The following is a 15,052-nucleotide window of genomic DNA, read 5'->3' as shown; positions in this document are numbered from 1 at the left end:
AGCGAAAAGTCGCCGGCGCGCGTTTGGCTTTGCGTTTTCTGAGCGCGCGAGCGGGCTCAAGGCTTAGGTTTCGGCGTCGATTCGGCGAGGCCGCGGGCGCCATGGCGCCTCGATTGATCGGGGAGCCTACGACAAAATCGCCTTCGCGCTTGAGGCGTCGCTCTTTCCATGCTCAAGATTTCACGAGCCGCTTTTCTGCGGCGAAGGAACAGACAGCGGGATTGATTTCATGGGCGTATGCGAGGCAACCCGAACAGGCCGGCGGTCCGGCCCTGCGCTCGGCGCAATCGTCGCCTTGTGGGCGCTTTCCAGTTTGCCGCCGCCGGGCCATGCCGCCGATATCGACCAGGCGTCGGAGCTTCGCCAGACATCTCCCGCCGTCGGTCCCGGTCCGTCGCCGGAGGCAGGCGTTCCATGTTCGATCGGCCAGCCGTTCTGGGAGCCGTCCGAGATCACCGCCGAGGAATTGCCCTGGCGCTCGGTCTGGTACGGGCATTTCTCCGGCGGGCGCCCGTTCGTCGATCCTTATGGGCGGAGCTGGACCGACTGGCGCGACGAAAAAATCTGCTTTTCCTCGAAATCGCTTTGTCAGTCCTGGGTGAAGGCCCTGCGCGGCGCCTACCATCGCCCGGAGGGTTATTTTACGTGCCTGATGCTTCGGTAGCCGGGGGTCGACCTGGCTGGCGCCGAAAGTCGCGACCTCCTCGCCAAACCCTTGGAATCTCTTGCAAAAACCTCTGAATGGAGACCCTGCATGTTCGACAATTTGAAGGCGTTTCTCACCGAACTCAGCGGCTCCGAACCCAAAAAGGCTTTCGGCGACGACGATTACCGCCTCGCCGCCGTGGCGCTTGTGATCAATATCGCCAAGATCGACGGCAAGGCCGATGAGGCCGAGCGCAACCGCCTGACCAACCTCATCGAGGAGCGGTTCGGTCTCGACGCGGCGGCGACCGCCGAGTTGATCGCCGAGGGGGAGGAAAGCGACCGCGAAGCAATCGATTTTTTCCAGTTCACCAGCGTTCTGAAGCGCCGCCTTGACGAGGAGGGCCGGGCGAACATCGTGGAAATGATGTGGGATATCGCTTTGGTCGACGGCAAGATCGATGAATTCGAGGAAAGCACGATCGGGCGCATCGCCGAACTGCTCGATATTTCCAACAACGACCGGGTCCAGGCGCGCCAGCGCGCGGCGAGGGATTCAGTGGCCAAGGATTCCGCATAAGGGCGGATTTTCCGGCTTTCGCCTTCGGCCCTGAATTGTTTGTTCGCTGTTGCAGCAAAATCGCTTGACGCGCGCCTGCGTTGTTGGTCACACTTGCGCTATATGGCATCGCGACACGATTCCTCCGGCAGGGTTCTCATCATCCTGCACCAGGAACATTCCACGGCGGGCAGGCTCGGCCGTCTTCTGCTGACCAAAGGGTATCAGCTCGACGTCCGGCGTCCGCGGTTCGGAGATCCGCTGCCCGCCACGCTTTGTGATCACGTTGGCGTGATCATTTTCGGCGGGCCGATGAGCGTCAACGACACGGACGCTTGGATCCGCCGCGAAATTCAATGGATCGAAACGCCATTGAAGGAAGAAAAGCCGCTGCTCGGCATTTGCCTCGGCGCGCAAATGCTCGCGACCCATCTTGGTCATTGCGTGCGTCCGCATCCGCAGGGGCGAGTCGAGGTCGGATATTATCCCATTCATCCGACCGAGCAGGGCCATCAGGTCTGCGATTGCCGGTTTCCCGACCGCGTCTACCAATGGCATCGCGAAGGGTTCGAGCTGCCGAAAGGGGCGACCCTTCTGGCCAGCGGGAAGGATTTCGAGGCGCAGGCCTTCCGCTACGGACCGGCGGCCTACGGGCTTCAGTTTCATCCCGAGGTGACCCTCGCCATGATGTGCCGGTGGTCGATGACGTGTCAGGATCGTATGGTTTCGCCGGGAGCGCATCCCCGTCACAGGCATCTCGAAGGATGGCTTCGTCACGATAGAGCCATCGCGCGCTGGTCGAACGCGTTTCTCGGCGCGTGGCTCTCGGAGGGTCAGGCGATCTGAAGCGCCGGCATTCGAGATAAGCATTTTTGACTGACATTATTGATCTGTTGCGTTATGTAGTTTGAATTCGCGCGGCTAAGCACGAGCTGAAATATCTTATGATCGTGCCTGGCGGCAGTGAAAACGCAATCCAAGCGGCTCGAACCGCCGTGCCCGCCGCCGCGAGCCCGCCGATGCGGCGGTCAGATGATCGGCCGCCCCCGTTACCGGGCGAAATCGCGTTCTTGCCCGCCCCCGCCGCCGTTCTGGCGAAAGCCGCCCAACAGGCCCGGGACCAAGCCGTTTCCCCCGACGCGGCCTTGCTCGCGTCCGGCGCCGTTGACGAACCCGTCTTTTATCGGTCTCTCGCGGTCCATCTTGGCGTCGGCTACGTCGATGGCCCGATCGAGATCGACCCCGCGGCGCGCTATCCGGAATCGATCCATCTCGGCTTTGCTCCGCTTGCGCCCGGGCGCGGACCGCGATGGCTCGTCGCTCCGCGCGAAGGCGATCTCACGGACCTGTTGGGGCTGGCGAGGCGGGGCGAACTCGACGGCGCGGATTTCGTCATCACGACTCCCGCCAACCTGTCGCGCCTCGTGCGCGCGGCGTCGATCGACGCGATCGCCTGGGAGGCGAGCTTCGCTCTGGCGAATTTCGATCCGGATTTTTCGGCGCGATCCGGACCAAGCCCGCAGCAGCGCAGGCTCGCAATGGCGTCCCTCTGGATTCTGTCGCTCGCCATCGTCCTGACGCCCGGCGTCGGCGCGAGTTTCATGTCGCTCAGCGTGAACGCGCTTTTCCTTGCGGCCATTTTTTTGCGCCTGTTCGCCGGCGCGGCCAGTATGGGATCCGTCAAGCAGACGTTCCGCGCTCCTCTCGAGGATCGTCGACTGCCGCGCTATTCGATTGTCGTCGCGCTGCATCGCGAGGCGAGGATCGTGCGCCAGCTCGCGGCGGCGCTCGACGACATCGACTATCCGCGCGGCAAGCTGGACATCAAGCTCGTGATCGAAGCGGACGACAGCCTGACCCGGCAGGCGCTCGAGTCTTTGCGCCTGCCTCCGATCTACGAAATCGTCATAGCCCCGCCGGGCTGGCCCAGAACAAAACCGCGCGCGCTCAACGTCGCCCTTCCGCTGCTGCGCGGAGAGTTCGTCGCCGTCTTCGACGCCGAGGATACGCCGGCGCCGACGCAGTTGCGCGAAGCCGCGGAACGTTTCCTGCGCGCGCCGAAACGGGTCGCCTGCCTGCAGGCCCGGTTGTCCATCGACAATGTCGAGGATTCCTGGCTGACCCGTTTGTTCTCCATCGAGTACGCGATATTGTTCGATGTTCTCCATCAGGGGCTCGCGGGTCTGCGCCTCCCGCTGCCTCTCGGGGGGTCGTCAAATCATTTCCGCGGTATTATGTAGCAAGCTCACCTCAACCAATATGGGCGATGTCGCTGGAAACCGCTAGCCTTAGCGGATGCAGGACGAAACCCTTATCAACGGACTTCTGGCAAAGCGCGAAGAACTCATGCGCGAAAACGCCGAGCTTCGCGAACGTATGGCGGTGCTGGCAAACGATATAGAAGCCATAGACCGGGTTCTCGACACTTGCGGCTTCAAGGGCGAGCTAGACGGCAAGACGCCAAGGCAGGCCCGGATCGTGCTGTTCTATCGGAACGAGCTTCGCCAGTATCTGTTAGCCGAACTCAGGAAAGCTGGAAGGCCGCTGACAAGCCGGGAACTGGCCTGCTTGGTCTGCCAATGCGAAGGCAAGGACGCCAAGGACCGGAGATTGCTCTCGGACGTTACACGGCGGGTAGGGTGCGCTCTGCGGAAAATGCGAGCGGGGCGCGTCGTGGAAGGGGAACGGACCAGCGCCGGTCAGGTTTGGCGACTTTCTGTCTGACTTTGCGCCCAACTTTACGATTTATTGCGCCGTTCTCGTGCAAGCTTTAGAGCCTCTAACTAGAGACAGGCTCGCGCAGCGCTTCGTTCAAAGGACATGGATGACGGCGACGCAGCTCTAAGGAGCGCGGTCGTTGTTCGATTATCAACGTGATGAGGCAACAATTGAGGCGCGGGCCAGTTTCCGGTGTGAGGACGCGGCGGCGTCAGAGCGCGGAAATAATGGGGAATAAAAAAACCACGACTCAATTTTTTCGGATATAAACTACTTGTCAAAATGCCTGCTAGGTCTCCGTAATCTAACCATACGGAGTGATAAATGCCCATTATTATCAGGCGAATGCCATGAAAATCAGAAAATCCTTCGAAATTCCAGCGAGAGAGATTGCGAAATGGTTTGTGCTCGTCACAGATCGTGAATCAGGCAATGTTATCACGCAACTAAAAGTGCAAAAGCTGATCTATTATGCGCAGGGCTGGTCCTTGGCGAAATTGAATCGGCCACTTTTTGACGAAGACTTGCAGGCATGGGTTCATGGACCGGTCGCCCGCAGTGTCTATGACTTTTACAAAGGCGCGGGCTATGACGCGCTGCCAGAAAAAAAACTGACCTGCAAAATATCGGGAGAGCCACTTCGGCTCTTATCTGCGGTGAACGATACGTATTCCGTGTACTCCGCAAAGGGGCTTGAGAAAAAGACCCATAGCGAACCGCCGTGGATTGCAGCCAGGGCAGGCGCTTTGCCGGAGGAGCGCTGCGAAAACGTGATCTCAAAAGAATCGATGGCAATACATTTTGCTTCTCTTTGAGGCTGGTTTTCCATGCGGCAGCCGATGAAGCTTCCTAGTGACACGCTAGACAGCAGCAAGCTAGAGTTCTCAGTAGTCTCAAAGATAGAAGTTAGCTTCAAATATTGGAGTTCCGGCTCGGAATGCCTATCGGATTGGCAGCAGGCCCAACTAAAGTTTTTGAGAAAATTTGTGGACAAGATTCAGAATCTTACTCCAACCGAAATTCAAACGGACCAGGGACTTTGCTATAAACTACACAAGGGGAAAACGAGCAGCGGATTTTCTCGTCCAGCAGCCGTGTCGAAGGACATTGCGCTCGCCGAAATGAGAATATCTGGAAAGTCGCGTGTCCATGGGTTTGTGGAGAGTGGCCGATTCTATCTCGTCTGGTTGGATAGGAACCACGCTGTTTTCCCTTCTGGAAAATGAGATTACCTCTGCCAATACCCCTTCCATTGGCGCGAAACGCCATGCTTAAGTGCGGCGTTTGACGCGATGAGATATTGTTCGCCATTGCTGATGCGCCGATTATCCTCGCGCCAAGCCATCTCTGAGGCATAAGCAGAAAGATATTTCCCGCCGATACGATGATGCGTTCCGATCTCAGCGCGGGCGAAGGCGGGAGAAAAAGCTTTCCGCCTGATTGGTGCAGGCATCGCCGTCCGAATAGCATTCTTCGTGATTGATCCGCTTCGTCAGGAAGCGCTCGTGAAGAACGTCCCAGCCCGCAGCTTGGTCGGCATGGATCGTAGCCTCGGGATGAACGCGCTGGCCGATCGTGGCGACTGACTGCGCTTCGCTCTTGAACACGAAGGGGAGCGTAATTCCGTTGCGCTCGCGCATGACGACGACGACGCGGCGCTTGCCGGTTTGGTTCTGAGCAAGGCGGCGATCAACCCGGTTCTCTTTCCAGTTCGCAGGCTTCACGTAACCGCCGAAATAGGCGCCGTCGATTTCGACTTCGCCGGAAACGGTTTCTTCGGCCTTTTCAGCGGCGAGAGCTTCGCGGATTTTGTGCGCCAGCACGAACGCCGTCTTATATGGCAATCCAAGTCGCGGGAGAGCTGCAACGCGCTATGACCTTTCGCGCCGTTCACGAAGATGGCAATGGCGAGAAGAATATCGCGGATCGGCATCTTGCGGCTGGCGAAGATGGTGCCGGACGTGACGCTGAATTGATGCGAGCAAGCCTTGCATTTCCAGAGCTTGCGGGTTTCGTATTTGTAGGTCGCGCCGCATTGGCAGCGCGGGCAGACCGGCTCGCCTTCGGTCGCGGTCCAGCGGATTAAGCGGAAGGCGTCATGCGCTTCTTCGTCCGAAAGCCGAGCAACCCGAGCGAGGCTCAGGCTCCTTGCGGCTTTGGAGAGAAGAAAATGCTGCGACATGAGACCAACGCTTTCCGTTGACCTCATTAATAAGCGTTGAAATTGTTGGCGTCAACACAAATCGTTGACGTGCGCGCATTTTGTCGCTATTAGACTCCCATGACGCCTGAACAATGCCGCGCGGCTCGAGGATGGCTTGATTGGTCGCAGGGCGATCTTGCCAGCGCTGCGAGCGTTTCCCTTTCAACGGTGCGCGATTTCGAGAAAGGGCGGCGCGTTCCGATTCCGAACAATCTAGGGGCAATGCAAGCTGCGCTTGAGGGGAAGGGGATTGGTTTTGTTGATGACGGCGAGACATGCGGGATCACCTACGCCGCCCCCAAAAACGGAACAGCGCACTAGACGGATTCTTACGACTCGTATATTAAATAGAAGAACCGCCGCACTGTACGAGAGCGCGGCGGCCGAGCCAAAGATCGCAGGACGCGAGAGCTTTAAGCCCTTACAGCGATATTATTTTGGCTTGCCACATGGGATGCTCCTAAATCTCCGTCCAACTAAAGCCAGTGGACGGTCTGGCGTATTTCATGAAATGCCAGAGGGTTGATCGGCCAAGACTGGCCCTCTAGCGGCGATAGGTGGAGGTAGCGGGACTTGCGCCCGCCGGGCGATGGCTTGGACGGTCCAGCCCTGCACTGTGCACCCCCAATTCAAAAAGCTCCGGTGCGCCAGTGCGCCAGTGCGCCGGGGCTTTTTTATTCCGTGGGCTCCTTGTTTAAGGGCTCACCCCATTCATCTTCCTCTGCAAATTCTTCGTCTGCGAAGGTTTCTTCCGGTTTTGAACGATCTTGGTCGGGGGCGACGAACCATAGGTCTCCGCGACGTTCTGCGAACCCTTCTGACTTCAGCGCAGAGAGTGTTCCGCGAACCGAATTTTCTTTGAACCCGGTTCGTTCAATGATTGTGGAAGTGAGAATCCCATTTTTTGCGGTCTCGATCAGCCCCTTGATAACAGGCTTGACTGTGCCCGGCTGGGCGCGAGTCTCAGCATGGGTGGCCGCAATATGTTCATCAGCTAGCGGACCTCTTTGAGAAACTGTATCTAGCCCTGTTTGAGCCATCGGCACATTCTCAATATTCAATTCGCTAGGAGATAAGACCGCGAGCAATTGGCGTTTCATAGCCTCGCGTTCCGCTGCACGTCCAGCCTCAAAGGCGGCCTCTAACAAAGACCGCAGATGCTCCGTTTCGCGCGGAATAATTTGGTCAATAAATTGATTCGCCATAACGCGCCCCTCTCTAGCGCGAGGAATAGCACAAATCGCGCTAGAGTCAATCTTCTATCACATTAGGCATTGATGCGATAGGGGGCCGGCCCTTGGTGAGTTTGCTACCTAATACCGCATTTCCGGGCCGACGTCTTGAGGGAGGTTTGCGGCTGGGACGCCTGGAACGTCACCGAGGACGCCGATCTCGGTCTTCGGCTCGCGCGGTTCGGCTACCGGACTGATACGCTCCTCTCCAATACCGAAGAAGAGGCGCCGGCGCATCTGGCGGCCTGGCTGTCGCAACGCCGCCGCTGGTCGAAGGGATGGATGCAGACCTTCATCACATTGAGCCGGAACCCGGGGCGGCTCGTCGCCGAAGTCGGGGCCGCCGACGCGGGCGCGCTTGTGCTTCTGTTGACGGCCCTGGTCGTCGCCCCGCCGCTCTGGCCACTGCTGGCGGGCTTCATGATCCATGACCTCGCCGTCGGAGGCCTGCCGGCGCCGACAGGACTCCTCCAGCTCATTCATTCGACCTTATGGATGTCCGTCGGGCTCTTCGGTCTCTTCTCCACGGTCTGGCTTGCAATCCTTGGCATGACCCGGCGCAAACTGCTTTCCCTCTGGCCTTTTCTGCCGCTGCTCGCTCCCTACTATCTACTGATGTCGGTCGCGGCGTGGCTGGCGGTCTATGATCTCGTGCTGCGCCCGTTTCATTGGGCCAAGACCGAGCACGGATTGGCCAGAAGCTCGCGAAAGAATTCGACGGCCATCTCGTCCCGCGCCGCTGCGCTCAAACGCAGAAGCGCGCCTTCGCGATAAGTCCGCGCGAAAGGATCGCCTGTTCTCGATGCGGTCATCGCGGTCCTGCGGATTATTTGAGCAGCATCACTTTGGCGTCGCCGCGCCTCGACAGCAGGTTAAGCGTCACGTCTTCGCCGTGCCGTTGAAAGCGTAGATCGAACCGCGATTGCCGCAGGCTCAAACGGCGGATTTCGACATAATCGAGAAAGTCAGGCATGACGGGATCGTTAAAGCGGACAGCGTTGGTTTCGTCGCGAAGCTCCATGTTGAGGCAGGCCGCGAGAAAAGCGAAGGGCGTGGCGGCGGCCCAGGCCTGTGGCGCGCAGGCGACGGGATAGGCGGTAGGTCCGCGGTGCGGACGCCGGATAAAACCGCAGAAAAGCTCCGGCAGGCGCCGCAATTCCTGATGGCGCGCGGCCTCGAACATCGCTGTGAACAAGCGGTTCGCCTCCTGCGCGAGCCCGTAACGCGCAAAGCCGAGGGCTATGATCGCGTTGTCATGCGGCCAGATCGAACCATTGTGGTAGGATATCGGATTGTAGCGCGCTTCGCCTCTTGCGACCGTGCGAACGCCCCAGCCGCTGAACGAATCGGCGCTCAAGAGCGTTTGCGCCACTCTTGCCGCGCGCCTTGGCGAGGCGATCCCGGTAAACAAGGCGTGCCCCGCATTGGAAGTGCGGACCCGGCAGGGTTTCTTGCGGCCGTCAAGCGCCAACGCGTAGACGCCGAGATCCTCGCACCAGAACGCCGCCTCGAAACGCCTCTGGAGCGAATGGGCCTCGGCAAGAAGCTTCTTCGCGAGTTCGAGATCGCCGAACTGACTGGCGAGGCCCGCCGCATAAACCTTCGCGCTGAAAACATAGCCCTGCACTTCGCACATCGCGATAGGGCCTTCCGCCAGCGCTCCATCGGCGTGAAAAATCGAATCGTGCGAATCTTTCCAGCCCTGGTTGGCGAGGCCTGATCCCGTGCGCCGCGCGTATTCGACGAAGCCGTCGCCGTCCATATCTCCGAAGATGTCGATCCAGTCGAGGGCCGCTTTGACATTCGGCCAGATCGCCGTGAGCGTCGCCTGATCGCCAGTGCGCTCGAAATACATACCGGCGAGCATCACGAACAGGGGAGTCGCGTCCACGGTTCCGTAATAAAGTCGGAACGGCACTTCACCGAGGCGGGCCATTTCTCCATTGCGGGTCTCGTGCAGAATCTTGCCGGGTTCGGCGTCAGCGGCCGCATCGACGGTCTTGGCCTGCGTCGCCGCAAGAAAGGAAAGCACGCCCTTCGCGACCGACGGATCGAGCCAAAGCAACAGCATGGCGGTGATAATGCCGTCGCGTCCGAACGGCGTGCTGTACCATGGAATTCCCGCATAGGGATAAAGTCCGTAGGGCGTCCGCGTGATCAGCATGTAAAGGTCCGACGTCGAGCGCCGGCAAATTTCGTTGAACACGTCGTTCGAACTCGCAACCGTCGCAATTTCGGAGGTCTTGGCGCGAATGTCGCGCCGGCGGTCCCGGAAAGCCATTTGAAAGGCGATGCACTTCGGCTGATTTCTGTCCTGGCACAGCACGGACACAAACAATGATCCGCGCTGATTGGGGGCGAGATCAAATTCAAACATCGCCCGGTTCGCTTCGAGTTTGACGGGCGTCGGAGTAAATCGCAGCTCCGTCGTCCGGGTGACGCCATCAAGTCCCACGTAGTGAAATTCAGCGCCTGTCTTCGTCACCAGCGCTTTGACGATTCCGCGCTTTTCGCGTTGCGATCCCCGAACTTCGAAGAGGTCCCGAAAATCTGCGTTGAAAACGATATCGATACGAAACCGCCTGTGACTGTCGGCGTAATTGCAAAAGCCGATCCGCTCATAACACACCGCCTGCCACAGGAATTTGGTTCGCTCTAGGGCGATGGTGTCACGAGGGAGCGTGATGACACCATCGACGTGAACGTCGGCATTGGCGAGATCGACCGAGAGGGCGGCGTTGTCGTCCTGCACGACCGAACTCAACAGCAGCGGGCGTTGTCCCTCGAGCTGAAGTTCGTACTTCGAAAGAAACCGCGTGTCGTTGAAGTACAGCCCCTCTGGGCCGGATTTGCCGCCGCCGATGTCGCCGTAATCGTCGAACACAGCGAACATGTCGCCATACTTCAGACTTCGGAGCGAGCGCTGCACAAGCGCGGTATCTGTTTCGATGTAGTGCTGGGGCAGTTCTACAGCACGATCCATGATTTGATCGACCCCTCGGGCCGGATCATGCCAGTCGGGATCATGCATCGTGCTTTTCTTTCAAAAAAAGTCGGCTTTCAAAAGGTCGGCTTTCAAAAAAAGCGGCGCTCCAGCAGGCCCGGTCAGCCGGACGCGGCCGCTCCGAACGCCGGGGCGCCATTGCCTTGTCGCGACACCTGCCCAAGAGGCGCTCTCTGAGGCTGCTGCTTCACCGCAAACGGGAACGGAATATCCGCCAGCAACGATTGATAGGCGGTGATATAGTCGCGAGCCATACGGGCGACGGTGAATCGCGTCTCGAACTCCGCCCTGACCTCGCGGCGGTCCATCGCTGAAGCCGTTTTCACGGCGGCGACCGCGCCCTCCATCGAATCGACGATGACGCCGCTCACGCCGTCAGTGATCACCTCCGGAACAGAACCCTGGCGCCAGGCGATCACCGGAGTCCCGGCTGACATCGACTCGATCATCACCAGGCCAAAAGGCTCGGGCCAGTCAATCGGAAAGAGCAGCGCCAGCGCATTGCCCAGGAACTCCGCCTTTTGAACTTCATTGATTTCGCCAATGAACTCGATGAGCGGATGGTCGAGCATGGGCTCGATCATCGTCTTGAAATATTCGAAATCCGCGTTGTCGACCTTCGCCGCGATTTTAAGCGGCGTTTCAGCCCGCTTCGCGATTTCAATCGCTCGGTCTGGGCGTTTTTCAGGGGAGATCCTGCCGAGAAACGCCAGATAATCACCGCCAAGGCGATCGAAGGGACAGACTTGCGACGGCAGGCCGTGAGGGATCGTGGCGAGCCATCTGGAGCAGGACGGCATCGGTTTGCGCTGTGAGTTGGAGATCGAAACCAGCGGCATTTCCGGATAGGCGGCGTAAAGCGGGAGGCTATCGACGAGGTCAAGGCGTCCATGCAGCGTCGTCAGAGATTTATGCGCGAGATCGTGAAACAGCGCCTGCGGAAGAAGATCAACGTGAAAATGAATGATGTCGAACTCATGGGCGCGCAGGCGAACTTGCCGCAGCATATGCAGCGTGCTTCCGATATGATCTCGAATTCCCGCCAGACGCAAGCTTTCCGGCGCGCAAACCAAGAGATTGGCGTTCGTCCGTGATCCTCCGCTCGCAAACAGCGTGACCTTGTGGCCCTGTCGGACCAGCTCGTCCGAGAGCCAGGACACTACGCGCTCCGTGCCGCCGTACAGCTTCGGGGGCACGGCTTCCGCGAGGGGAGCCACGAGCGCAATCCGCATGATTATTTCCTTTCGGCGAAACGAAGACCACAATTTTAAGATGCTTCAGTTGATCTCCAAATGTTCGAGGCAAGCCGAAGTTCCGTTTTAGATGCTCCCGTTTCAATAGCCGCGCCCTGGGCTGCAAGGGAAAGCAAGGCATCCTTCGGCCTAATTGTGGCTGCGCCGCTTCGGCCGATGAGCAAGGTTAAGGAAATTGCTGTTTATAAACACAGCCGCGCGTTCAAGATGTCAGCGCCGAACGAAATATGTATTTTCTGTGTAGCACGTTTACGGCAAGGATGTAGCTTTTCTTTACCGCTTCGCTTTCTGCTCCTCATTTCGCGATCAAATCGTTAAGCGCCGGATTAAACGCCGGATTTCGAATTCTCGTTTCCACGGCCGAACTGCGCTGTTGCGCCGGGTAAAATTTTTCCTCGACGATCGCGGAATTGAACATCAGATTGATCTTTTTCTTGAGGCTCGCGCGCTGATCGTTCGTCTTGTACACCTGTCGCGCGTGAGCGATGAAGGCGGCTCCAAAATCGGCGCGGCACTCGTGTTCCCTCAGGGCGTTCTCGATATCCCAGAGCCTGGCGTTGACAGTTCTGAGGTCCGTCTTGAGCTCCGCGAGTTTTTCACTTGAGAAACCTGCCTCGGCCTCCACCTTGCGGAGCAAGCCAAGTTCGCGGCGGATATTGCCTAGCTTCGCTGCATCGGTGACATGACTTTCCTTGATCTCCAAAATGGTGATCTTGTCGATGAGTTCGCCGATTGCGCCGGGCAGAGAGATCTGCGCCGCCACGGCGTTATCGCGAACAGGGGCCTGCCCGGCGAGGCTCTCGACACAGGCGGTGATGGCCTCGAAAACGTCCTCCCACACGTCTTTTTCGCTTTGACGGAAAAGCCGCATTGTCGGGTACCAGGGGCTGTCGGCTCGATTTAACAGCCAGCGCCAGTCCGGGACCATTTTCATCGCGACAAAGACCGGCCGGCCAAGGGCGCCCGCGAGATGAGCGATCGCGGTGTCGGAGGTGATGACGAGATCGAGGTTCGCCATCGCCGCGGCGCAATCGACGAAGGAATCCGGGCCTGCGTCGAAATCCTCCCCAAGGCTCTCGACCGAGAAGGGTAGTTGCGCCGCTCCGGATGAGTCCGCGCCCTGATTGATCATCAGGCTGATCAACCTCACGCCGGGAATCGCCGCGATTGGGGCGAAGCAGCGCGGCGGTAGGGATCGTTTCAGATTGATGTAGGCGTTGCCGCGCCAGCACACTCCGATCCGAAATCCCTCGTCGCCGATTCTGTCTCCCCATTTCGTGACAAGGTCCGGTTCGGGATAGAAATAGGGCGTTCGGGCGGGAACAGTTTCCAGATCGGTCTGAAAACTGCGGGGCAGACTGAGCAGCGCCGATTGAAACGCGAATGATTCTCCATTGTCCGCGGCGTCGATAAAGCGGATGCGCGCAGGAAGGGTGCTGAGAAGGCGCCGCATGTTTTTTCGGCAATGGACGGCGACATCAGCGCCCGCCTCGGCGAGACAGATGAGATAACGCGAAAACTGGATGAGGTCACCAAGACCCTGTTCGTCCCAGACAACGATGCTTCGTCCATCGAGGAGATGACCGGCTCTATGCTGACCCTGCCAATAGGGCGATGGTGATACGAATGTTCGCGGCGGCGCGTTGGAACGGTCCCAACGGCTTTCATAATCTTCAAAACCCGCTTTGAGGTCGCCTTTGAGCAGAAGCGCGCCTGCGCGGTTGTTGCGGGCGTCGGCGTAATCGGGTTTGTGGCGCAGGGCGGCGTCGAAATATGTCAGCGCCCTGTCGATTTCCCCGGCTTCCTTCAACACGACGCCGACGCTTGACAGCGCTTCGGGGTAGTTGGGCCGAAGCCGCAAGGCTTCATCGTAAGCGGCGATCGCTTCGAAGCGGCGATCGAGCTCCTGCATCACGTTGCCGCGATTGAGCCAGGCTTCTGGCGCGCCGGGATTCAGCCGCAGCGCACGGTCGAGATCAGTCAGGGATTCGTTCAGCCGGCCGAGCTTCTGGAGCGCCGCGCCACGAATGCCTAGCGTCTGCGGGTGATCCGGATTGCGCCGCAGAGCCTCGTCGCAGGACAAAAGCGCCTGTTCCGCGCATCCGCGCTGCAAGAGCACGCTCGCCCTGTTGGCGAGGGCGGGCAGAAACCCGGGGCGTATCCGCAGAGCCGCATTGTAAGCCGCGAGCGCCTCCTCGAGCCGCCCCAGTTCATGTAGGACGTTTCCGCGATTGCACGATGCTTCGCAATAGCAGGGATCGATCGCAAGAGCGGCGTCATAGGCGCGCAATGCTTCCTCGCGCCGGCCGAGCGCCTGGAGCGCAATGCCTTTGTTGTATTGAGCCTGCTGATAGCCGCTGCGATATTGCAGGGCGCGGTCGTAGCACAGCACAGCCTCTTCGAGGCGTCCGAGATTTTGCAGGACATTGCCGCGGTTGAGTTCAATTTCTGCGTCGGGCGGACCACATGCCGCCGCCTGTTCGTAGGCGGCGAGGGCCTCGTCTCGCCTCCCGAGTTTCTGCAGCGTCGAGCCCTTGTTGAACATGTTCTTGCTGTCGTCCGGCCTTAGCCTTGCGATGTCGGAGAAGCAACTCAGCGCCTCCTCGAACCGCCCGAAGCGCTCGAGAAGAGCGCCTCGATTGGTCAGCGCCTCGCAATGTTCCGGACGAACAACAAGCGCCTTCTCGTAGGCGGAGAGAGCGTCTTTCATCCGGCCGAGGCTTTGCAAGATAACGCCGATGCTGAACATGACGTCGGCGTCGTTCGGCCGGGATCTTAAGAGGCTCTCAAACGCATCGAGGGCGTCGAGAGGCTGCCCAAGCCGCTGCAGCACGATCGCGCGAGCGCTCTGAGCCTCGACGTAAGTGGAGTTCAATGAAAGGGCGCGGTCGAACCAGCGAAGCGAACTTCGCAAATCGTCCGCATTGAAATAAATCAGACCGAAGACATAGCATCCAACGTCGCTCAGGGTCGCAAGATCGGCATAATGCCTGACGTGCGCGATCGCCTCCTCGGCTGCCCCGGCCTCGAGCAAGGTAAAAGCCTCCGAAACGGCGCGCTGGAGCAGCGCGTTCGCCCTGGCCTTGCCCTGAGCCTCTTCATTTTGTTCCAGCTTCGGAATGCTCATGCGACTGCGCTCGTCCAGAGTCCGGCGACCCTCCCGGTCAACGCGAACTTCGCTCCAATTTTTCACCACTGGGTTCGATTTAATCCTGATCAATCCGGCGCCAGGTCACGGAGAGGGGCGGGCGCGCCGAAGCGGTTCGTTTGATCGCGGTAAACCTCACGAAGGAGTTAAGCTCAAGAAGCTGTCGCGGACCTGACGGCGGAGCCTGCGATCATGGTCTGGCTCAGGCGCGTCGCGGCGAGCGGGCGCTTTCGAATGCGGAGGAAGGAAACTTCCTCTCCGATGGGATCGAGGCGCGCAAAAGGACGCAA

General features: G+C 59.2%; 13 protein-coding genes and 1 pseudogene. 9 read left to right on the top strand and 5 right to left on the bottom strand.

Annotated features, from left to right (window positions below):
* Positions 1-229: 229 nt before the first annotated feature.
* From BM177_RS09615 to BM177_RS21125, 7 genes are all read left to right on the top strand, one after another.
* Positions 230-664, top strand: a complete 435-nt coding sequence (locus BM177_RS09615) for a hypothetical protein (protein ID WP_091681560.1) — start codon at positions 230-232, stop codon at positions 662-664.
* Positions 665-754: 90 nt separating this feature from the next.
* On the top strand, positions 755-1,225 hold the full coding sequence (locus tag BM177_RS09610; RefSeq protein WP_091681558.1) for a tellurite resistance TerB family protein: 471 nt from the start codon (positions 755-757) through the stop codon (positions 1,223-1,225).
* Positions 1,226-1,327: 102 nt separating this feature from the next.
* A complete protein-coding gene (locus tag BM177_RS09605) occupies positions 1,328-2,050 on the top strand; it encodes a glutamine amidotransferase (protein WP_091681803.1) in 723 nt (240 codons plus the stop codon).
* Between the two features lie 173 nt (positions 2,051-2,223).
* Positions 2,224-3,444 carry a glycosyltransferase gene (locus BM177_RS09600; RefSeq protein WP_175492555.1) on the top strand — a complete coding sequence of 407 codons (1,221 nt, stop codon included), beginning with the start codon at positions 2,224-2,226 and terminating at the stop codon, positions 3,442-3,444.
* Positions 3,445-3,499: 55 nt separating this feature from the next.
* Complete coding sequence (locus tag BM177_RS09595; RefSeq protein ID WP_091681553.1) at positions 3,500-3,928, top strand: hypothetical protein; 429 nt, start codon at positions 3,500-3,502, stop codon at positions 3,926-3,928.
* Between the two features lie 344 nt (positions 3,929-4,272).
* Complete coding sequence (locus tag BM177_RS09590; RefSeq protein ID WP_091681800.1) at positions 4,273-4,737, top strand: Panacea domain-containing protein; 465 nt, start codon at positions 4,273-4,275, stop codon at positions 4,735-4,737.
* A gap of 12 nt (positions 4,738-4,749) precedes the next feature.
* Positions 4,750-5,148, top strand: a complete 399-nt coding sequence (locus tag BM177_RS21125; RefSeq protein ID WP_091681550.1) for an MAG6450 family protein — start codon at positions 4,750-4,752, stop codon at positions 5,146-5,148.
* A gap of 2 nt (positions 5,149-5,150) precedes the next feature.
* On the opposite strand, the pseudogene BM177_RS09580 reads toward BM177_RS21125, so the two are convergent.
* A pseudogene (locus tag BM177_RS09580) lies at positions 5,151-6,104 on the bottom strand (IS1595 family transposase).
* Positions 6,105-6,203: 99 nt separating this feature from the next.
* Between BM177_RS09580 and BM177_RS09575 the strand changes: the two are divergent.
* A complete protein-coding gene (locus BM177_RS09575) occupies positions 6,204-6,446 on the top strand; it encodes a helix-turn-helix domain-containing protein (protein WP_091681548.1) in 243 nt (80 codons plus the stop codon).
* A 353-nt stretch (positions 6,447-6,799) separates the two neighbouring features.
* Here the strand turns inward: BM177_RS09575 and BM177_RS09570 are convergent, their stop codons facing one another.
* Positions 6,800-7,330, bottom strand: coding sequence for a hypothetical protein (locus tag BM177_RS09570; protein ID WP_091681545.1), 531 nt, complete (start codon positions 7,328-7,330; stop codon positions 6,800-6,802).
* Positions 7,331-7,441: 111 nt separating this feature from the next.
* Here BM177_RS09570 and BM177_RS09565 point away from each other — a divergent pair, with 111 nt between their 5' ends.
* Entirely contained in the window at positions 7,442-8,131 is a 690-nt protein-coding gene (locus tag BM177_RS09565) for a glycosyltransferase family 2 protein (protein ID WP_091681543.1), read from the top strand.
* Positions 8,132-8,183: 52 nt separating this feature from the next.
* Here BM177_RS09565 and BM177_RS09560 read toward each other — a convergent pair whose 3' ends face one another.
* The 3 genes from BM177_RS09560 to BM177_RS09550 all read right to left on the bottom strand — a co-directional run bounded on the left by BM177_RS09560 (position 8,184) and on the right by BM177_RS09550 (position 14,741).
* Positions 8,184-10,388, bottom strand: coding sequence for an amylo-alpha-1,6-glucosidase (locus BM177_RS09560; RefSeq protein ID WP_091681540.1), 2,205 nt, complete (start codon positions 10,386-10,388; stop codon positions 8,184-8,186).
* A gap of 74 nt (positions 10,389-10,462) precedes the next feature.
* Positions 10,463-11,593 (bottom strand): glycosyltransferase family 4 protein, encoded by a 1,131-nt coding sequence (locus BM177_RS09555; protein ID WP_091681538.1) that lies wholly within the window; start codon positions 11,591-11,593, stop codon positions 10,463-10,465.
* 316 nt (positions 11,594-11,909) lie between these two features.
* Complete coding sequence (locus BM177_RS09550) at positions 11,910-14,741, bottom strand: DUF6165 family protein (protein ID WP_091681535.1); 2,832 nt, start codon at positions 14,739-14,741, stop codon at positions 11,910-11,912.
* Positions 14,742-15,052 lie beyond the last annotated feature (311 nt).

Origin of the sequence: Methylocapsa palsarum (assembly GCF_900114285.1) — a bacterium.
Classification (GTDB): Bacteria; Pseudomonadota; Alphaproteobacteria; order Rhizobiales; family Beijerinckiaceae; genus Methylocapsa; species Methylocapsa palsarum.
The sequence above is the reverse complement of the archived record's forward strand: the minus strand, read 5'-3'. Positions and strand labels throughout refer to the sequence as shown.